The following is a 19,167-nucleotide window of genomic DNA, read 5'->3' on the forward strand; positions in this document are numbered from 1 at the left end:
CGCCTCCCACTCGGCTGCGAACCGGGTCATACGAGCTTGATCAACGGAGGATCGGGGACATTGAGTGTCCCCAATCCTCCGTTGATCAAGCTTCGAGAGCCGAGAGTCCCCTCGACGATGTGGGAGTCGGGACACTCAACGTCCCGACTCCAACATCGTCGACCTCCGGCACGCCAACCCTCATGTTGGTCAGCTGATTCGAGCGTGGAGGATTTGGGACACTCAACGTCCCAAATCCTCCACGCTCGACCACAGGAAGTCGCATTGGCTGCTGGTGCACCTGGGCCGAACGTGCCGATGACCCAGTGAGTGCCGCGCCCTACGACTTCCCGTCCACCGCGTACTTGCCGCCCTGCTTCCGACGATCCTCCTCGTACGGATCGATGGAGTTCGGCACCGAAGGCTTCCTCGGCTCAAGGCCGGTCCGGTCGGTTCCGCCCGCCTCCGTGGCGGGATTCTCCCGTTCGACCGTCTCGGGATTCGGGTCGATCTTCCCCCGGTCGCTGTTGGCGCTTTCCCAAGCGGCGAACAGCTTCTTGAGGTCTTCGGAAAGCTCGCCGTCGATCCGCGCGTAGGCCTCGGCCGCCTTCCTGAGCTGCTCACCGGCGAGCAGGAATCGCGCGCAGCTCGTCCTCATGAACTGCTCGACGGCGTCGCGGATCTCCAACGTCGTGTCGTCGCCCGTGCACGTCTGCTCGTCGCGGCCCGCGAGGTGCCGGTCGGCGCCGTCGGCCTCGGCCAGAATCCGCAGTTGTGCCGAATAGGCTTCGGCCGCTTCGAAGCAGGTCTGCGCCACTCGCAACAGGAAGTGGACCTCGACCCTGACGCCTTTGTACTTCGCGCGATCGGTCTGGTTCGGCAGCGTGTTCGCGGTGAGGTCGTAGAGCTCCAGTTCGTAGCTGTGCACCCCCGCGATCGCCTTCTGCAGGGCCAGCACGTTCGAGCCGAAGTCGGCTTCGAGACCGGACAAGGCGTTGTGCTCGTCCTGGATCGAAGTGGTGAGCTTCTGCAGGATGTCCTGGAGGGACATGGCGTCCTGTTCGACGGTGAGTCCCTTGATGATCCCGCCGGCGAAAACGGCAAGGTCGAGGACGGCGCCGACCGGGCCGAGAACCTTCCCGCCCGCCTCGTCGACGGTCTTCACGACCTTGCTGAGTTTCGCCCCCGCGGACAGCAGATTGGTCGCGATCCCGTGCAGCGTTTTCGCCCCGTCGACCTTCTCCAGGATCGAGTCCGCGGTGAAGACCTTGAGAGTGACCTTCTCGTCCAGCTTCTTCGTGGCCCAGTTGAGCCGTTTGATGATGTTGAGCCGGGTCGCCTGGATCGTCGCGGCGCGGGTGGAGTAGAGCGTGGACAGGCTGGCGAGGATGAGCGACTGGTGCGCCATGGTCGGCGCGATCGAGGCGAAGAATCCTTCACGGAAGGCTTTGGCGGCGAGTCCGGTCCACTCGATGAACCATTCCTCGTTCGCGCTGGTCGTACCGGCCAGCCATTCGACGTTCCGGACGACCGCGCCCTGACCGAGAAGTTCGGCAACCCGCCCGTTCTTGTCCTGGAAGCCGAGGTTGCCGGCGACGTTCAGGAACGTGTTGTGGGCGGCCTCCAGCTTCGCGAGGTCGGGCCCCTCCAGCTGCGGGACGAACTTGGCGAACTCCTGCCGCCGGTTCCAGGCCAGCCGCTCGATCTGCGCGAGATTCCGTTCGACGTGGCACTCGACGTTCTTCTGGGTCTGCGGGTTCCAGCCGTCGCAGTGGACGTCCTTGTAGTGGCCGTGCATACCGTCCATGACCCAGGTCAGGTATCCGCAGAAATCGTCGGCACCCGAGAGGTGGCCGTAGGATTCGGCGGGCCACTGCCAGGCCCAGGGCTCCGCGGAGCACGGCACGGCGGGCGAGAGCCGCGTCATGGCGTCGACGGCGTCTTCCATCCAGCGCTTGGTGAGCGCCTGGTGGAAGTCGTCCAGCGCGCCGTCGAGCATTCGCTTGTACTCGCTGAGGCTCAGATACTTGGCCATGGAGGCCCCCGCTTCCCGCTCCCTGTGACAAAGTCAGGGGAAGTGTAACGGCGAACACGCGCTCTCGCGGCCGAACTCCGGAAAAGCGAGAAGCCCGGGCTTCCCCAAGCCCGGGCTTCTCACCTTCGTCCCCCTGCCCTGTCGGATCGCGTTCAGCGGGCTGAACGCGATCCGCCCCCGATCAAGATTCGCCCGGCTGTTCCGGAGTCAGAAGCCACGCGGCGGCGTAGAGCGGGATCGCGAATCCGGCGGTGAAGAAGACGCCGGCCACGAGGGCGATGCGCAGGATCGCGGCGTCGACGCCGAGGTAGGCGGCCCAGCCGCCGGCGACGCCCGCGAGCATCTTGTCGGTGCGGCTGCGGTAGAGCTTCTTGGTGGCCTGGGGGGTGTACACGCTGTTCGTCATGGCTCGATGTTCGCTCCGGAACGACCCCCGGCGCATCGGGGAACGGCCCCGACCCGACCCTGGAATCCGACCCTGAGGGGCCGAAAACCGGATGCCCGGTGCCCCTGGCCGCGAGTATGACTTGTCCGGTGAAACACGACAGCCCCGAATTCGCCGCCATCGCCGAGCAGGGCACGATCCTGCGCTGCCAGGTCGGGTCCGGGCTGCACGGCACCGCCGTGCTCGGCCAGGACGACCGGGACGAGCTCGGCATCTGCATCGAGCCGCCGGACCACGTCATCGGCCTGAAGCGGTTCGAGCAGTACATCTTCCGTACACAGCCCGAAGGCGCCCGATCCGGCCCTGGCGATCTCGACCTGATCGTCTACTCGCTGCGCAAGTGGATGCGGCTCGTGCTCAACGGGAACCCGACCGTTCTCTTGCCGTTGTTCGTGCCCGAGTCCGAGATCGTGGTGATCGACGAGCTGGGCGCCGAACTGCGCGAGCACGCGCACCGGATCGTCTCGCGCCGCGCCGGGCTGCGGTTCCTCGGCTACTCCCGCGCCCAGCGCGAGCGGATGCTGGGGCTGCGGGGCAAGGCGGGCAGGTCGGAGCTGATCGAGGAGTACGGCTTCGACACGAAGTTCGCCATGCACATGGTGCGGCTCGGCGTGCAGGGCGTGGAGCTGCTGGAGACCGGTCGGATCACGTTGCCGGTCCCCGAACCCTGGCTCGGCTGGCTCCGGGATCTGAGGCAGGGCAAGAAAACCCGTGAGGAAGCGCTGGAGGCGGCCGAATCGCTGGAGCGCCGGCTCGGCGAGCTGGTGCGCGGCGCGTCGCCGCTGCCGGAGAAGCCGGACGCCGATTGGGCCGACGCTTGGCTGGTGCGCGCCTACCTCAGGGCGTGGAAGATGCCTTGATGACGATCAAGGCGAAAGCGCTCACGTTCGGGGTCGCGGTGCTGACCGTGCTGGGAATCGGCACGGCCAGTGCCGCGCCTGAAGGCCATGGCGCGCGAAGCAGGCTCGACGTCGTTCAGGCCCGCGGGGAGATCCGTGTGTGTTCGACGGGGGATTATCGCCCGTTCACCTATCGGGACGCCGCGGGCGCGTGGAGCGGGATCGACATCGATCTCGCGGGCGACCTCGCCGGGCGGCTCGGCGTCCGGCTCCAGCTGGTCCAGACCACCTGGAAGGCGATCGCCGATGATGTCGGGCGGAAATGCGATCTGGCGATGGGCGGGGTATCGGTGACCTTGGACCGCGCGAAAAAGGGCTTCTACACCGCCCCTTATCTTCGCGACGGCAAGACACCCATCACCTTGTGCGAGAACGAAAAACGGTTCCAGACCCTGGAGCAGATCGACCAGCCCGGGGTGCGGGCGATCGTGAATCCGGGCGGTACCAACGAACAGTTCGCCGACGCCAACCTGAAGCGCGCGACCATCGTGCGGCATCCGGACAACAACACGATCTTCGCCGAGATCCTGGCGGGCCGGGCCGACCTGATGATCACCGACGCGACCGAGACCCGTTGGCAGGCCAAGCAGAACCCGCGGTTGTGCGCGGTGCACCCCGACGAGCCGTTCACCTTCTCGGAGAAGGCGTACCTCCTGCCGCGCGACGTCGTGTTCAAGGAGTGGGCCGACCAGTGGCTGCATCTCGCGCTGAACGACGGCACGTACGCGCGGATCGCGAAACCCTGGCTCGGCTGAATCGGTTTGAACCACCTTCGTTATCCGAACGTATCCCTGGATGTGGGTGAGGAGGAAACCAGACCGGAGGAAACACCGATGATGAACAGCGCCGGGAAACACCGCAAACGCGCGACGATCGGCATCGCGTCCGTGCTCGGGGTGGCCGCCATCGCCGCGGCGATGTTCGCGATCAGCACTCCGGACGGGCAGGCCGCGGAAAGCTGCCAGGGACTCGACACCGCTCTCCGCAACAACCTCACCTTCATCGCGGGCCAAAAGGCGCAGCCGGACGCCTTGTCCGAGGCGCGGATCGCGAACAGGCAGGCCGTCGTCGACCTCATCCAGCAGCGCCGCGAAGCCGCCGGGTGCACCGAAGAAGTGCAGGCCGAAAGCGGGAAGCAGGCGGCGGTCGAGGACGAGGCGGCCCCGCAGGAAGAAGCGGTGCCGCAGGAGGAAGCGGCCGTCGGCGAGGGCGAGGTCGTCTGCCCGGGCTCCACGGTGACGCTGTCCGGCGAGGGCGGCGCCCCCGCGGCGTCCAGCAGCGAGTTCCCGGCGGGCACCAAGCTGAAGGTGACGAACCTGGACAACGACAAGTCCACGACCGTCGAGGTCACCGGCGCCTCCGGCAGTTGCGCGCTCCTGAACAACGCGGCCTTCGAGCAGGTGCGCGAACCGGGCAAGTTCCTGATCCGCCGCGCCACCATCGAGCGGGTCGGCTGAGACACCCGCACCGGGACGGGGAAGACGCGGACGGTCCCGGTGCGGAGGCGGCACGAGTCCTCCTGGTCCCCTCGGCCAGGAGGGCTCGTGGTCGTTTGTATCTCGCTTGTACGCCCTTTCGGGACGCTTCTCGCGAAACGCCCGAGAAAGGACATCCGATGAGATTCAGACGAGTGCTCACGGCGGCCGCCACCGCCTTGCTGGGCATGGCCGGGCTGGCGATCACCGCGACGTCGGCCGAAGCCGCCGTCGGGCCGCGTCCCAACTTCCAGCTCCCGTTCCCCTGCAACCAGGTGTGGAACGGCGACAACGACAACAGCAGCGCGCACCGGGCCTACGAGATCGACTTCAACCGCGGCGGTTCCGCGGACGCCGACCTCGGCGACACCGTGGTCGCGGCGGCGGCGGGCAAGGTCGTCATCTCGGCGCACCAGGGTTCCGCGAACGGGTTCGGCAACCTGGTGAAGATCGACCACGGTGGGGGATGGTCGACCTACTACGCGCATCTGAAGGTCCGTTCGGTCGCGCTCAACGCGCAGGTCGCGCAGGGGCAGAAGATCGGCGAGGTCGGCAACACCTCCAAGCCGGGCAACAACATCAGCCCGCACCTGCACTACGAAGTCCGCACCAACGACTCGTCGTGGCCGAGCAACATCAAGCCCGCGTACTTCAACGGCGTGAAGTTCGGTTACCCCAACGCCAACGTGACCTCCAAGAACACCTGCAGCGGCACCGGGAACCCCAACCCGTACGACGCCGTCGAGGTGTGCGGCGACGGCTACAAGGTGATCGACTCGCAGGCCGTCGGCAGCGCCGCGACCGCGTACCTGCTGTACAACGCCACGAACCAGAACAACTGCGTCACCACCATCAAGTCCACCTCGGTCGGTACCGGCAGCGCGGTCTCGGCCTTCCTCGAAGTGCAGGGTTCGGCCAGGAAGACCGACTCCGGCAGCTTCGAGTACTACGCGGGTCCGGTGAGCGCGGCCGCCGGCGCGAAGTGCGTCCGGTGGGGCGGCTCGGCGGGGTCCGCCAGCTACGAATCGCCTTTCGAGCACTGCACCTGATCTCAGAAGTGTCATGAAAGGGCCGTTCAGGACATCTTTTGTCCTGAACGGCCCTTTCATGACATCCGGAGGTGGGTGCGGACGCGGGTGAGGCGGGCTTCCCAGGCCGCCCGGACGTCCGGAGCGGCGGCGTGGGCGGCGAACAGATCGGGAGTGGGAGCCTGAAGCGGCACCGGCAGTCGACCATCCACAGGGGACAGTGAGTCACCGCAGACGTCGCCCGTGAGCAACGACATCGTGCCCAGGCCGCACGCGAAGTCCAAAGTGGGCAGTGCGCCCGCGAGCGCCAGCCCGGCGGCGAGCCCGACGCTCGTCTCGACGGCGGACGACACCACGCACGGCAGACCGCAGGCCTCGGCGACCTCCAGCGCGCGCCGCACCCCGCCCAGCGGCGCCACCTTCAGCACGGCGACGTCGGCCGCACCCGCGACGGCCACCTTGAGCGGATCCTCGGCCCGGCGGATCGATTCGTCCGCGGCGATCCGCACTCCGACCCGGCGCCGGACGACGGCCAGTTCGCCGATCGACGGGCACGGCTGCTCGACGTATTCGAGCCCGCCGGCCGCGCGGTCCAGCTCACCGATGGCCTTGACCGCGGCGTCCACGTCCCAGGCCATGTTGGCGTCGACGCGGACGGCGCCCCGCGGGCCCAGCGCGGCCCGCACCGCCTCCACCCGGGCGCAGTCTTCGGCGAGGCTCACCCGCGGGTCGGCGACCTTCACCTTCGCCGTGCGACAGCCCGAAGCGGAAACGAGTTCGAACGCCTTCTCCGGGGACACCACCGGCACGGTCGCGTTCACCTCGACGCTGTCCCGCACCGGCGACGGCCAGCCGCGCTCGCTCGCCTCCAGCGCCGACGCGAGCCACGGCGCGCTCTCGGCGTCGGAGTAGTCGGAGAACGGGCAGAACTCGCCCCAGCCCGCTTCACCGCGGATCAGCAGCCCCTCGCGGACCGTGATGCCCCGGAACCGCGTGCGCAGGGGGATAGCGTAGACGTCCATCGGCACCGATCATGCCACCGCGGGAATCGCGTGCCGATTCCGTCGGTTCCGGACAGAATGAGCGACGTGGCACTCGACTTTCGCGTGCTGGGGCCCACCGAGGTCACGGCGGACGGGCTGCCGGTGCCCTTGGGCGGCAGCAGGCCGCTCATCGTGCTGGCCGGCCTGTTGCTGCGCGCGAACACGGTCGTATCGGTCGGGGAGCTGGGCCGCTGGCTGTGGCCGGACGACCGGCGACGGTCCAAGGGGGCGCTCCAGACCTACGTCCTGCGGGTCCGCCGCGCGCTCGGCGACGAGGTCACCATCCGCACCGAACGGGGCGGCTACCTGCTCGAACTCGACGAAAGCCTGCTCGACCTCGCCCGCTTCCGCGCCCACGCCGCGGCCGGAGCGGAGGCCGCGCGGGACGGCGACCTGCGCGGAGCCGCGGGCCGGTTCGCCGCGGCCTTGTCCGAATGGCGCGGCCCGGCCTTGCAAGGCGTCCACTCCGAAGCGCTGCTTCGGGACGAAGCCGATCAGCTGGGCGAAGAGCGGTTACGAGTGTGCGAGCAGTGGGCCGACGCGCTCATCGCGCTCGGCGAGCACAACGTCGTCGTGCCCGAGCTGATCAGGCTGTGCCGCGAGAACCCGCTGCGGGAGCGGCTGCACGAACAGCTGATGATCGCGCTCTACCGCTCCGGCAGGCAGGCCGAGGCGCTGAACGTCTACCGCCGGATCGGCGCGGTGCTGGCCGAAGAGCTCGGCCTGGACCCCGGCGCGTCGCTGCAGCGGGCGCACCAGGCGATCCTGACCGGCGAAGAGTCCGCCGAGACCACATTGGACTCCGAGCTGACGCGCTACCGGCTCGGCGCCGAACCGCTGATCCCTCGCCAGCTCCCCGCCGATCTGCGGGTGTTCTCCGGCCGCCAACGCGACCTCAAGGCACTGCACGGGCTCGTCCCGGAGGCGCTGGACACCGAACGGTCGACGTCCATCGCCTCGATCGAAGGCATGGGTGGGATCGGCAAGACAACGCTCGCAGTTCACTTCGCGCACGAGGTCGGAGACCGCTTCCCCGGCGGGCAGGTGTATCTCAACCTTCGCGGTTACGGTCCCGGCGAGCCGGTCGAGCCCGCCGCCGCGCTCGAAACCATGCTCGTCTCCGTCGGCGTCCCCGCCGACCGGATCCCCGCCGACGTCGACGGGCGCGCGGCCACCTGGCGCACGTACAGCGCGGGCCGCCGGATGCTGATCCTGCTCGACAACGCGGGGAGCACCGAGCAGATCCGGCCCCTGCTGCCCGGGCCCGGCTGCCTGGTGCTGGTGACCAGCCGATGGCAGCTCCAGGCGCTCGTCGCCACCCACGGCGCGCGGCGTGTCGCGCTGGAAGAACTGCCGGACGAGGACGCGATCGCGCTCCTCGCGTCGACGATCGGGCTGGACCGGGTCGCCGAAGACCCCGAGGCCACCGAACGGTTCGTCCGGTACTGCGGCGGGCTGCCGCTGGCCATCCGGATCCTCGCGGTGCGGGCGGCGCAGTTCCCGGACCTCGCGCTGGGCGAGTTCGTCCGGCTGCTGGAAGCCGAACAGGACAGGCTGGGTTCGTTCGACCTCGCCGACGGCGACGAGACGAACATCCGGGCCGTCTTCTCGTACTCGTACCGGGCGCTCGACCAGCGGGCCGCGCGGATGCTGCGGCTGCTCGGCCTGCCGACCGGCGGCGACTTCAGCGTGCCCGCGGCCGCGGCGGTGGCCGGCGTCGACATCGCGGAAGCACACGAGGACCTGGCGAAACTCGCTTCCGCGCATCTGATCGCGCGGTCCAAGCCGGGCCGGTACCAGTTCCACGACCTGATCCGCGCGTACGCGGCCGAACTCTCGGCGAAGCTCGACGGGCCCGAGGAGCGGACGGCCGTGCTGGACAGGCTGCTGCACGCGTCGCTCGCCTCCGCGCTGAACGCGTCGAGACTGCTGCGTCCGGAACGGCACTACCGGCTCGTCCAGCCGGAGCGGTTCGACGGCGCCGGGCTGAAGTTCGGGCACTACGAACAGGCACTCGACTGGTTCGACGAGGAAGCCGGGAACCTCATCGCCGCGGTGAACATCGCGTACCGGGAGCGGCGGTACCGGGAATGCTGGCAGCTGGCGTGGCTGCTGCAGTCGTACTTCATCGTGCGGGCCCGGCTGGAGGACTGGCGCTCGGTGTTCGGCGTCGCGCTCCGCGCCGCCCGCGACCTCGGGGACCGCTCCGGCGAGGCCGCCATCCTCAGCGGGCTCGGCGTGGCCTGCGGGGTCGCCCGCCAGTACGAGGACAGCATCGCCTACCTGAAGCAGGTCGTCGAACTGCAACGGCAGGTCGGGGACCGGCAGGGCGAGGCGCGGGCCCTCTACAACCTCACGCTGGCCAGCCAGGATCCCGACACGGGCTGGGACTACGGCACGCGCGCGTTGCGGCTCATCCGGGAGAGCAACGTCGGCGCGGGCATGGAGGCCAGCGCACTGCAGGCCCTCGGCGACATCTGCACCCAGGCCGGCCGTTTCGAGCAGGCGCTCGACTTCGCCGACCAGGCCTTGGCGCTGGAGGCGCACGCGCTCCCCGACGAAGCCCGCTTCACCCTGCACACCAAGGGAACCGCGCTGGTCGGGCTCGGCCGCGGCGACGAGGGCATCGCCTGCATGCGCCGCGCCGTCGAGATGTTCTTCGCCCACGGCGAGCTCTACGAGGCGGCCGACGTGCTGGCCCAGCTCGGCGGAATCCATCTGCGGCTCGGTGATCCCTCGTCGGCGCGTGAGTGCTGGCTGCGTTCGGTGCGGGTGCTGACCGAGCTTTCACATCCCGACGCCGAGGACGTCCGCACCAAGCTGGCGTCGCTCGTCGGCGAAACCGTGAAGGCTGAGTGAGGCACGGGCGCCCGGCGTGCCGACCCCCAGGCACAGCACGCGAGTACGCCCGTGACCTCGAGTGCCACTAAACCGGACACCGCTCACTGCGCGCTGACTGTGCAGCTTGCGCCGGTCAAGCCAGGAGTTCCGCGAGGGCGATCGCGTTCTTCGGCGCCTCGACCTTGACGTCGTTGTCGAAGTAGACGTACGTGTCGCGACCCCAGCTCTTGATCTTCCGGGCCCACTTCCCGAGGGCCTCGTCGCTGTAGCCGCTGACGTACAGCTCCTCGTCGCCGTGGAGGCGGACGTACGCGAAGTCTTCGCTCGTCATCTCGTCGATGAACGGGAACTTGCCCGCGGTGTCGGCGACCACGAGCGCGATGTCGTGTTTCCGGAACAGTTCCAGGCTTTCGGGCTCGTCGAAGCTCGGATGCCGCACCTCGACGGCGTGGCGGAGCTTCCGGCGAGGGCTCGGATCGGTATGTGGTTCGGCCTTCAGCTTGTCGTCGTGTCGCTTCGCGAGCTTGGCGGCGGCGTGGCTGGTGCGCGGCAGCATCTTGAAGAACGTTTCGACGCGCTCGGCGTCGAACGCCAGCCGCGGCGGCAGCTGCCAGAGGAACGGCCCCAGCTTCCGGCCGAGCGCCAGCACGCCAGAGGCGAAGAAGTTCGCCAGCGGCGTCTCGACGTCGCGCAGTTGCTTCAGATGCGTGATGAAGCGGCCGCCCTTGACGGCGAAGACGAAATCGTCCGGTGTCTGCTCGGCCCACGCGCGGTACCGCTCGGGACGCTGCAGCGAGTAGAACGAGCCGTTGATCTCGACGGAGTTCATCCGGGACGACAGGTATTCCAGCTCGCGCCGCTGCACCAGGCCGCGGGGGTAGAAGTCCCCGCGCCACGGTGGGTAGCGCCAGCCCGAGGTGCCGATCCTCAGCTCCGCGACTTCGATCACCGCCTTCCCGTGCGGGCCTGATTCCCCCTCTCTTCTCGCGACAAACGTCCACTCACGCCCACGAGAACCGCCATCGGCGGGTCTGCACCAGGGTGGACGCGAACTCGCGCAGATTGCCCGGCTGACCGGCGAACGACGGCAGGCAGAACGAGCGGTGCTCGGCGGCGACCGTGAGCGCGCGGCCCTGGGTCCGCGGCGGCGCGGCCACCGACAGCTCCATGGAATCGAAGCCCAGCACCGTGAGCGTCGCGCCGAAGCGGTCTTCCCAGCTGCGCAGGACGGCGGACAGCTCGTGGACCTGATCGGTCGCCTTGATCATGCCGGTCCAGCCGAGGATCGCGGGGATGTCGGCGGGCCGCTCCGACTGCACCAGCGCCAGCCGGTGCTGCCCGCGCGCGGCCAGGATCGACCCGGTGTTGCCCGCCTCGGCCAGCGGATCCGCCCGGCGCGACGGACGGCGGGCGAGGCCGGGGAACTTCGCGCCGAACGGGCGCAGGCAGGCGCCGTCGCAGCACGACGTGTCCCACCAGCGGGCCAGCACCTCGGCCGGATCCACCGAGTCGATCCGGTGGTCGGCGGGGGCGAGCCTGCCGCGGTCGTCGATCCAGTCCTCGCCGTTGGCCGCGAAGCGCTGGTCGTGCGGGATCAGCACCGGCCACAGCCCGGACCGGTCGAACTCGGCGACGCAGCCGGTGTAGCGCTCCGGCCTGGCCAACGGCAGGTCGGAAACCCAGATCCGGCCGTGCCACCGGCCGGGCGGCAAGGTCTGGACTGGCGGTGTACCCGGTCGGAACGGTGCGATGGTCATCGGCTTCCCCTCGAACTGGTGTTCGGTCAACTCTACCGAACACTAGTTCGAAGCACCGACAATTTTCGATACCCCGTTTGCGGGATCCGGGAGCGGCCGCCTCAGGCGTCGCTGGAGTCACACGTGCACCATGGGGTGTCCACAGTGGACTCGCCGTGCTGGGTGCCGAAATGCCGTGAAGGCCTCCTTCCCTACTTTCAAGGTAGGGAAGGAGGCCTTCACGGACTTTGTGGTCGGGGCGGAGCGCAAGTGGTAGCAAAGGTCCTTTGCTCTCTTGCCGCAGGCCGGCGGGTGGTCGGATGCCCTGAAGGCCTCCTTCGGGACGTTGAACGTCTCAAAGGAGGCCTTCAGGACACCTTGGCCCAGACCAGTGCCCGAAATGCCGTGAAGGCCTCCTTGAGGGACCCAGAGTCCCTCAAGGAGGCCTTCACGGACAGCGCAACCACCCCAGCGGAGCGCCTACATCGGGCGCAGCAGGTCGTCCGCGTCCACGATCCGGTACGCGTACCCCTGTTCCGCCAGGAACCGCTGCCGGTGTGCCGCGTACTCCGTGTCGACGGTGTCCCGCGAGACGACCGAGTAGAAATGCGCCTGCCGTCCGTCGCCCTTGGGTCGCAACAGACGCCCGAGCCGCTGCGCCTCCTCCTGCCGCGAGCCGAACGTCCCGGAGATCTGGATCGCGACCGACGCCTCCGGCAGGTCGATCGAGAAGTTCGCGACCTTCGAAACGACCAGCGTCCTGATCTCGCCGCGCCGGAACGCGTCGAACAGTTCCTCGCGTTCCTTGTTCCGCGTCGCGCCCTGGATCACCGGCGCGTCGAGTTCGTCGCCGATCATCTCCAGCTGGTCGAGGTAGGCACCGATGACCAGCGTCGGCTCGCCGGGGTGCCGGTCGACCAGCGATTTGATCACCTTGGTCTTGGTGTCCGCGGTCGCCGCCAGCTTGTACCGCTCCTCGGCCTCGGCCGTCGCGTACGCGAGCCTCTCGGCGTCCGTCAGCGTCACGCGGACCTCGGTGCACTCGGCCGGGGCGATCCAGCCCTGCGCCTCGATGTCACGCCAGGGGACGTCGTATCGCTTCGGGCCGATCAGGGAGAACACGTCGCCCTCGCGCCCGTCTTCGCGCACGAGGGTCGCGGTGAGCCCGAGCCGCCGCCGCGACTGCAGGTCCGCGGTCATCCGGAAGACCGGCGCGGGCAGCAGGTGGACCTCGTCGTAGACCACCAGCCCCCAGTCCCGCGAATCGAACAGGTCCAGATGCTTGTACTCGCCCTTGGTCTTGCGCGTGACCACCTGATACGTCGCGATGGTGACCGGCCGGATCTCCTTCTTCTCGCCGGAGTATTCGCCGATCTCGTCTTCGGTCAGCGAGGTCCGCGCGACCAGCTCGCGCTTCCACTGCCGTCCGGCGACGGTGTTCGTCACCAGGATCAGCGTGGTCGCCTTCGCGTGCGCCATGGCCGCGGCGCCGACCAGGGTCTTGCCCGCGCCGCACGGCAGCACGACGACACCGGATCCGCCCGCCCAGAACGCCTCGGCGGCCTTGCGCTGGTAGTCGCGCAGCTCCCAGTCGTCCTCGGCCAGGTCGATCGGGTGCGCTTCGCCGTCGACGTAACCGGCGAGGTCTTCCGCGGGCCAGCCGACCTTCAGCAGCGCCTGCTTGAGCCGTCCGCGTTCGGACGGGTGCACGACGACGGTGTCCTCGTCGATACGCGCGCCCAGCATCGGGCTGATCTTCTTGTGCCGGAGGATCTCCTCCAGCACCGCGCGGTCGATGGTCGACATGACCAGGCCGTGCGCCGGATGGTTCGCGATCTGCAACCGCCCGAACCGGCCCATCGTGTCCACGATGTCGATGAGCAGCGGCTGCGGCACGGGGAACCGCGAGTACGTGGTCAGCGCGTCGACGACCTGTTCGGCGTCGTGGCCGGCCGCGCGGGCGTTCCACAACGCGAGCGGCGTGATCCGGTAGGTGTGGACGTGCTCGGGCGCGCGTTCCAGTTCGGCGAACGGCGCGATGGCGATCCGCGCGTCGTCGGCCTGGCTGTTGTCGACCTCGAGGAGCACGGTCTTGTCGGATTGGACGATCAGCGGGCCATCGGTCACATCCTCCTTTATACGTTCCGGCCACACCGGCTCCCGTCGCGGCACCGCTGGTGGAAGGATGTACGCAAGGTGACTGGAGGGGACCCTTGACGACTACACCGACCGGCGGGACGCCCGAGTACGACCCGTTCGACGCGCCCGCGCCCCTGCCGCCGATGCCCGAGGCGACACCGCCGACGCCCTTCCCGAAACCGGCGCCGCTGAGCGTGCTGGCCAGGGTCTCGATCGTGCTGGGTGTGGTCCTCGCGCTGGGCCTGGGGAGCCTGGCCGCCTGGGGGATCTCGCGGTCGGGCAGTTTCGGCACGGTCGAGGCGGGCAAATGCCTGTACCTGACCGACGAGGCGGGCGGCAACCAGAGCTACACGACGGCCAGTTGCAGCTCGAACCGCGCGACCTTCCGGGTCGACGAGGTGAGGACGGGCTCGTCCGAATGCCGCGACGCGGACTACATCCAGTTCGAGCTGTACGGGAGTTCGTCCAGCCGGACGGCCAAGAAGACGCTCTGTCTCGCGCTGAACGTCGAAACCGGGGATTGCCTGCGTGACGTCGTGCACGAGACGCGGATCGCGAAGGTCCGCTGCACCGACATCAGCGCGGAGGCGCGGGCGGTCGTCACGCGGGGATCGTCGGAGACCGCCTGTTCGTCGGAAGACACCGCCCTGCACTACACCGGGCCGCCCGAGCGCACCGTGTGCCTCAGGCCGACCGGCGAGAACATCTAGGGGCGCGCCACCATCGACTGCACGTCGAGCCGGGCGCCGAGCATGCCCGAGTTGTGCATCAGGTCGGCGACGCGCTGCAGCCGGATGCCGTTGAGGGAGACCGGGTACGTCCCGAGCGAGATCAGCGATGCCGTCGTCCGGTCGATGTCGGAGAACGACGGCAGCGCGTCGCGGACGACGGCGGGATCGGCGGCCCGCACCTGCGCTTCGCCGAGCACCTTCCGGAACACCGTGAGCGTGCGGGCGTTGGCCTGGCCGAAGGCGCCCATCGAAACGTAGGACGACATCGGGAAGTCCAGGGTCGCGCCGCGGGCGCCGTCGGCGAGGATGCTCGCCCCGAGCTCCTTCTCGGCCCTGGTGATGTACGGCTCCACCATCCACGCGGCGTCGGCCTCGCCCGCCTGCAACGCCTGCGGCATCCGGTCGAACGGGTTCTGCTTGAACTGGATCCGGTTCACGTCGACGCCCGCCGTCGCCAGCACGGACCGGGCCGCCAGCACGCCGACGTCGTCGAGCATGTTCACCGCGATCTTCGGTGACTTCTTGAGCGTCGGTTCGGTGTAGTCGGAGCCGGGGAGTGTGACGAGCGCCATGGTGTTGCGGCCGGCGGTGTAGGCCTCGCCCTGCAACTGCAGCGCCGTCCCGGCCGCGGCCGCGCGGAAGATCGTCACGTCGCTGGCGAACGCCAGGTCGACCTCTCCGGCGGAGAGCTTGCCGATCGCCTGGTCGGCGGGAACCTCGACGAGGGTCACGGAAAGGCCGGCCGCGGTGAACTTCCCTTCGGCGACGGCGACCCGCAACGGTGCCGTGTCGATGGGGCTTCCGACGCCGATGCGGAGTTCCGTCCGTTCGAGTGGCGCGTCGGTACTTGCGTCACCACCGGAAAACACTCCGCAACCGGCGGTCGCCAGCAGCGCCGCTACCAGCGGAATCGCCAAGACACGCATCTTCGTCACCGCTCACCTACCGAGAGAATGTGCTCCTCCTTCTGGATCGTATGGTCCGTGCCCCATACGATCGCCTGCGGGAGACGCCGGATGGCGCGGCTTTCGATCGTTCTCGAACCTTGTTACTCTACAGTAGGTTCGGGCTCTCGTCCCCGATGTCAGCCATGGGAAAGGGTCCCGTGGTGGGAAAAGGAAACCAGGTGGCCCGTCGCGACAAGCGTCCCCGTGGGGGCGACGCGGCGGAACGGCATCCCCGTGTCGGCGGCCGCTGGCGGCTGCGGAACTGGCACCTGCGTACCAAACTCTTCGTGGTACTCCTGATTCCCGCGCTCGCGGTGGTCGCCCTCGTCGGGCTCCGGGTCAACTCGGATCTGCGGGACGCGCGGCAGCTGGCCGAATTCGCCACCCGCGGCCGGGTCGACAGCACCGTCGCCGAGGCGGTGCACCAGCTTCAGCGCGAACGCGACCTCACCGTCCGGTTCGTCGCGGGTGATCGCAAGGGCGATCTTTCCGAATTGACCGAACAGCGCAAACGTGCCGACGAAGCCATCGGCACGTTCGACCGCACACTCGGCGAGAGCAAAAGCAGGCTCGGCGACAAGGCGGCGACGAGTCTGCAGCAGACCAGCGACCGCCTGCGCGTGCTGACCGGGCTCCGCTTTTCCGCGGAACACTCCGCTTTTCCCGCCGACGCGGTGCTGCGGTCCTACAGTGAGCTGATCTCCGGCCTGCTCGACATCAGCGACGCCACCGCGGCCGACGTCTCCGACCCGGATCTCGGGAAGCTCCGCCTCGCGGGCAACGCGCTCGCGCGGGTCAAGGACCAGATGTCGGTCAAACGCGCGATCATGGCGGCCGCGCTCGCGCAGGGCGGGCTCAACCGCGACCGGACCCGCGCGCTGCTCGGCGCGGAGGCCGAACTCGCCGCCGCCCGCAGCGACTACCGCACCTTCGCGACGCCCGAACAGCAGCGCATGTACGACGACACGGTCATCGGCCTGATCGTCGACATCGGCAACGACATGGTGGAATCGGCGCTCATCCGCGCCGAGAACGATCAGGGGCTCGCCGGGCTGGACCCGAACCAGTGGGACACCTCGGCCACGTACACGGTCAATCTGGCCCATCAGGTGCAGCAGGCGCTGCTCGTCCAGCTCCAGGAACGCACCGACGCCCTCGCGGCGCGCGCGAGGACGTCCGCGATCTGGGACGGCGGCATCGTGCTCGCCGTGCTGCTCGTCGCCGGTGTGCTTTCGGTGATCATCGCGCGGTCGCTGCTGCGGCCGTTGCGGATCCTGCGCCGCAGCGCGCTCCAGGTCGCCGAGCACCAGCTCCCGGCGGCCGTCGAAGGTCTGCTCAGCGATCCCGAACCGCAGCCGGAGAACCTGCGGCGACGGCTGGCCGTCGCGCCGGTCCCGGTGTTCAGCCGCGAGGAACTCGGCCAGGTGGCACGGGCGTTCGACGCGGTGCACGGCGAGGCCGTCCGGCTCGCGGGCGAACAGGCCATGCTGCGGGAGAACATCAACGCGATGTTCGTGAACCTGTCGCAGCGGAGCCAGGATCTCGTCGAGCGGCAGCTGTCCGTATTGGACCGCATGGAGGCCGACGAACAGGATCCCGACACCCTCGCCGGTCTCTTCGAGCTCGACCACCTCGCCACCCGGATGCGCCGCAACAGCGAGAACCTGCTGGTGCTCTCCGGAACCGACGTCGTCCGTGAAGACGGCGGCGCGGTGGTCGCCGACGAGATCATCGGCGCCGCGCTGTCGGAGGTGGAGCACTACCAGCGGATCGAACTCGGTGCGGCGCCGCGGATCGCGGTGCGCGGCGAGGCCGTCAACGACCTCGTGCACGTGGTGTCCGAGCTGCTGGAGAACGCGACCCGCTATTCGGATCAGAGCACGATGGTGCAGGTCGAGGGGCACGAGACCGACCGCGGCGAATGGCAGATCGAGATCACCGACCACGGCGCCGGCATGCCGCAGGCGGAGATCGACCGGACCAACACGCGGCTGGCGAACCCGCCGGAGGTCGACGTCGAGGTCTCCCGGCGGATGGGCCTGTTCGTGGTCGCGACGCTGGCCGTCCGGCATCACATCGACGTCCGCCTGCGGTCCGCCGACGGCGGCGGGATCACCGCGGTGGTCGTCGTGCCCGCCGAGCTGATCGTCGAAGCGCCGCGTCCCGCCCCGCTGCCGGAACCCCCGCCCGTCACCGTCGTCGTGCCGGAGCCGGAACCCGAACCGCCGCTGGAAGTCCCGCCGCTGCCCGAACCCGAGGAGAGCGCGGACGAATCGCGGTTCGCGCCCGTGCTGGACCCCGGCCCGCTGCGGCGCGCCCCGGTCGTCGAACGCGAGACCCCGCCGGAGTGGCCGTCTTCGGACGACGACGCCGTCAACCATCTCGAACTGGACTCGCCGACCGAGCGGATGCCCAAGTACCAGAGCGTGCTTTCGCAGTGGTTCGATCACGGAGGCCCGCGCGAAGGACCTTCGCCCGCCGAGCCCGGCCCGCCCTCGCTGCCGTCATTCGAACCGGTGAAGAACGCCGTGCCCGAGGTGCCCGCGCAGGATCCCGACGAGCCGACCGAGCCGACGCTGAAGCCGCTGGAACCCAAGGAAAAGGCGCCGGAACCCGAGCCCGCTTGGCCGACGCCCGCCGAGCTGGAACAGGAGGACGGGGCGGAGGAGACCTGGCCGGTGCTGCCCGCCGTCGTCCCCGAGGCCCGGTCGCAGGACGACAGGCCGGAGAAACCGCGGGGGGAGAGGCCGATACTCTCACTTTCCCCCGAAGCGGTCCGCGAACGGATGACCAGCCTGCAAGGCGGTTTCCGGCGCGGTCGCCACGCCAGGGGTGACGACAACCCCTCGGCTTGAGCGAATTGGAAGGTCCATGAGCCCGAAAACCGGCCTGCTGGAAGTGATCGCGCTGACCGCGGTGGACGCGGAGCGCGCACAGGAGGGCGGGGCCGATCGCCTCGAACTGGTCAGCGACATGGCCAGCGACGGTCTCACGCCGTCGGTCGGGACGCTGCGCGACGTACTCGCCGCCACCGATCTCCCGGTGCGGGTGATGCTGCGCGACAACATGTCCTTCGCCGCCGGCGACCTCGACGGGCTGCGCGCGGACGCCGGGCGCCTGATCGACGCGGGCGCGCGCGAGTTCGTCTTCGGTTTCCTCGACCTGGAAAGCGAAGTCGACGTGGACGCCTGCGAGACGCTGGTCAAGGAACTCGACGGGCTGCCGTGGACGTTCCACCGCGCCATCGACCGCGCGCGGGATCCGTTGCGCGCCTACGACCAGCTGACCGCGCTCGGCTGCGACACGGTGCTCGCGGCCGGGCATCCGCACGGGGTGGCGCACGGGCTTTCGGTCCTGCAGCGGCTCGCCCGGCGCGAGGACGGGCCGCGGCTGCTCGTCGGCGGTGGCCTGCGGGCGCAGCAGGTGCACCTGCTGCGGGCGGGCGGCGTCGGCGCGTTCCACGTCGGCAGCGCGGTCCGGCCGGGTGGCTGGGAGTCCGATGTGGACGTCGCCGCCGTGCGCGAATGGGCGGCGCTGGTCAAGGAGTAGGCCGGGCATTCCTCGCGCGTGCGGCTACCGCATTCAGAGGACGAAATGCGGGGCTTCCCAGGGGTGCGGCTCCACCCCGCGCCGCTTCGGCATGCCGTGAAGGCCTCCTTCCCTACCCTCAAGGTAGGCAAGGAGGCCTTCACGGACTTTTCGCCGGATAGCTTGCTTCACCGCATCGCATCAAGGAACAGGCCGTACGCACCGGGGTTCCTTGCGCGTGCGACTACCGCATTCAGAGGACGAAATGCGGGGCTGCCGGACGGACGCACGGGGTCAGGTCCAGACCACACACGGTGATACGAGGTTGCATCTTCAACTAT

At 69.1% G+C, this 19,167-nt stretch carries 15 protein-coding genes; 8 read left to right on the plus strand and 7 right to left on the minus strand.

Translation table 11 applies throughout. The features are described from left to right. Positions 1-319: 319 nt before the first annotated feature. Together DMC61_RS39170 and DMC61_RS39175 are read right to left on the minus strand one after the other, a co-directional pair. Positions 320-2,014 carry a hypothetical protein gene (locus DMC61_RS39170; protein WP_125695504.1) on the minus strand — a complete coding sequence of 565 codons (1,695 nt, stop codon included), beginning with the start codon at positions 2,012-2,014 and terminating at the stop codon, positions 320-322. 181 nt (positions 2,015-2,195) lie between these two features. Next, positions 2,196-2,420 (minus strand): PspC domain-containing protein, encoded by a 225-nt coding sequence (locus tag DMC61_RS39175; protein ID WP_007033414.1) that lies wholly within the window; start codon positions 2,418-2,420, stop codon positions 2,196-2,198. Between the two features lie 128 nt (positions 2,421-2,548). Between DMC61_RS39175 and DMC61_RS39180 the strand changes: the two genes are divergently transcribed. From DMC61_RS39180 to DMC61_RS39195, 4 genes are all read left to right on the plus strand, one after another. Beyond that, positions 2,549-3,319 carry a DNA polymerase beta superfamily protein gene (locus DMC61_RS39180; RefSeq protein WP_125695505.1) on the plus strand — a complete coding sequence of 257 codons (771 nt, stop codon included), beginning with the start codon at positions 2,549-2,551 and terminating at the stop codon, positions 3,317-3,319. Beyond that, positions 3,319-4,113 carry a transporter substrate-binding domain-containing protein gene (locus tag DMC61_RS39185; RefSeq protein WP_016337599.1) on the plus strand — a complete coding sequence of 265 codons (795 nt, stop codon included), beginning with the start codon at positions 3,319-3,321 and terminating at the stop codon, positions 4,111-4,113. Before DMC61_RS39180 ends, DMC61_RS39185 begins: the two co-directional genes overlap by 1 nt. A 78-nt stretch (positions 4,114-4,191) precedes the next feature. Next, positions 4,192-4,815, plus strand: a complete 624-nt coding sequence (locus tag DMC61_RS39190) for a hypothetical protein (RefSeq protein WP_125695506.1) — start codon at positions 4,192-4,194, stop codon at positions 4,813-4,815. Between the two features lie 158 nt (positions 4,816-4,973). Further along, on the plus strand, positions 4,974-5,882 hold the full coding sequence (locus DMC61_RS39195) for a M23 family metallopeptidase (protein ID WP_043848420.1): 909 nt from the start codon (positions 4,974-4,976) through the stop codon (positions 5,880-5,882). 56 nt (positions 5,883-5,938) lie between these two features. Here DMC61_RS39195 and DMC61_RS39200 read toward each other — a convergent pair whose 3' ends face one another. Beyond that, positions 5,939-6,883: an o-succinylbenzoate synthase gene (locus DMC61_RS39200; RefSeq protein ID WP_125695507.1), complete on the minus strand. Its 945-nt coding sequence runs from the start codon at positions 6,881-6,883 to the stop codon at positions 5,939-5,941. 57 nt (positions 6,884-6,940) lie between these two features. Between DMC61_RS39200 and DMC61_RS39205 the strand changes: the two genes are divergently transcribed. Then, positions 6,941-9,763 (plus strand): BTAD domain-containing putative transcriptional regulator, encoded by a 2,823-nt coding sequence (locus tag DMC61_RS39205; RefSeq protein WP_125695508.1) that lies wholly within the window; start codon positions 6,941-6,943, stop codon positions 9,761-9,763. Between the two features lie 115 nt (positions 9,764-9,878). On the opposite strand, the gene DMC61_RS39210 is transcribed toward DMC61_RS39205, so the two are convergent. The 3 genes from DMC61_RS39210 to DMC61_RS39220 all read right to left on the minus strand — a co-directional run bounded on the left by DMC61_RS39210 (position 9,879) and on the right by DMC61_RS39220 (position 13,608). After that, positions 9,879-10,694, minus strand: a complete 816-nt coding sequence (locus DMC61_RS39210; RefSeq protein WP_125695509.1) for a DUF72 domain-containing protein — start codon at positions 10,692-10,694, stop codon at positions 9,879-9,881. 52 nt (positions 10,695-10,746) lie between these two features. Further along, positions 10,747-11,502, minus strand: a complete 756-nt coding sequence (locus DMC61_RS39215) for a DUF4253 domain-containing protein (RefSeq protein WP_125695510.1) — start codon at positions 11,500-11,502, stop codon at positions 10,747-10,749. 459 nt (positions 11,503-11,961) lie between these two features. After that, on the minus strand, positions 11,962-13,608 hold the full coding sequence (locus tag DMC61_RS39220) for a DNA repair helicase XPB (protein WP_125695511.1): 1,647 nt from the start codon (positions 13,606-13,608) through the stop codon (positions 11,962-11,964). An 86-nt stretch (positions 13,609-13,694) separates the two neighbouring features. Between DMC61_RS39220 and DMC61_RS39225 the strand changes: the two genes are divergently transcribed. After that, on the plus strand, positions 13,695-14,330 hold the full coding sequence (locus DMC61_RS39225) for a hypothetical protein (protein ID WP_125695512.1): 636 nt from the start codon (positions 13,695-13,697) through the stop codon (positions 14,328-14,330). Here the strand turns inward: DMC61_RS39225 and DMC61_RS39230 are convergent. Beyond that, positions 14,327-15,286 (minus strand): ABC transporter substrate-binding protein, encoded by a 960-nt coding sequence (locus DMC61_RS39230; RefSeq protein ID WP_125695513.1) that lies wholly within the window; start codon positions 15,284-15,286, stop codon positions 14,327-14,329. The two genes, DMC61_RS39225 and DMC61_RS39230, sit on opposite strands and share 4 nt — an antisense overlap. Positions 15,287-15,477: 191 nt before the next feature. On the opposite strand from DMC61_RS39230, the gene DMC61_RS39235 reads away from it, so the two are divergent. After that, on the plus strand, positions 15,478-18,153 hold the full coding sequence (locus DMC61_RS39235; protein ID WP_199750213.1) for a nitrate- and nitrite sensing domain-containing protein: 2,676 nt from the start codon (positions 15,478-15,480) through the stop codon (positions 18,151-18,153). Between the two features lie 16 nt (positions 18,154-18,169). Continuing rightward, the gene (locus DMC61_RS39240) at positions 18,170-18,847 is read left to right on the plus strand and encodes a copper homeostasis protein CutC (RefSeq protein ID WP_016337588.1); all 678 of its coding nucleotides are present in this window, start codon (positions 18,170-18,172) and stop codon (positions 18,845-18,847) included. The last annotated feature ends 320 nt before the right edge of the window (positions 18,848-19,167 follow it).

Origin of the sequence: Amycolatopsis sp. WAC 04169, from assembly GCF_003947535.1 — a bacterium.
Classification (GTDB): Bacteria; Actinomycetota; Actinomycetes; order Mycobacteriales; family Pseudonocardiaceae; genus Amycolatopsis; species Amycolatopsis keratiniphila.

Coding starts and splice junctions, on each gene's coding strand:
- DMC61_RS39175 (WP_007033414.1), bottom strand. CDS start 2,420: ATGACGAACAGCGTGTACACCCCCCAGGCCACCAAGAAGCTCTACCGC.
- DMC61_RS39170 (WP_125695504.1), bottom strand. CDS start 2,014: ATGGCCAAGTATCTGAGCCTCAGCGAGTACAAGCGAATGCTCGACGGC.
- DMC61_RS39200 (WP_125695507.1), bottom strand. CDS start 6,883: ATGGACGTCTACGCTATCCCCCTGCGCACGCGGTTCCGGGGCATCACG.
- DMC61_RS39185 (WP_016337599.1), top strand. CDS start 3,319: ATGACGATCAAGGCGAAAGCGCTCACGTTCGGGGTCGCGGTGCTGACC.
- DMC61_RS39190 (WP_125695506.1), top strand. CDS start 4,192: ATGATGAACAGCGCCGGGAAACACCGCAAACGCGCGACGATCGGCATC.
- DMC61_RS39240 (WP_016337588.1), top strand. CDS start 18,170: ATGAGCCCGAAAACCGGCCTGCTGGAAGTGATCGCGCTGACCGCGGTG.
- DMC61_RS39215 (WP_125695510.1), bottom strand. CDS start 11,502: ATGACCATCGCACCGTTCCGACCGGGTACACCGCCAGTCCAGACCTTG.
- DMC61_RS39195 (WP_043848420.1), top strand. CDS start 4,974: ATGAGATTCAGACGAGTGCTCACGGCGGCCGCCACCGCCTTGCTGGGC.
- DMC61_RS39205 (WP_125695508.1), top strand. CDS start 6,941: ATGAGCGACGTGGCACTCGACTTTCGCGTGCTGGGGCCCACCGAGGTC.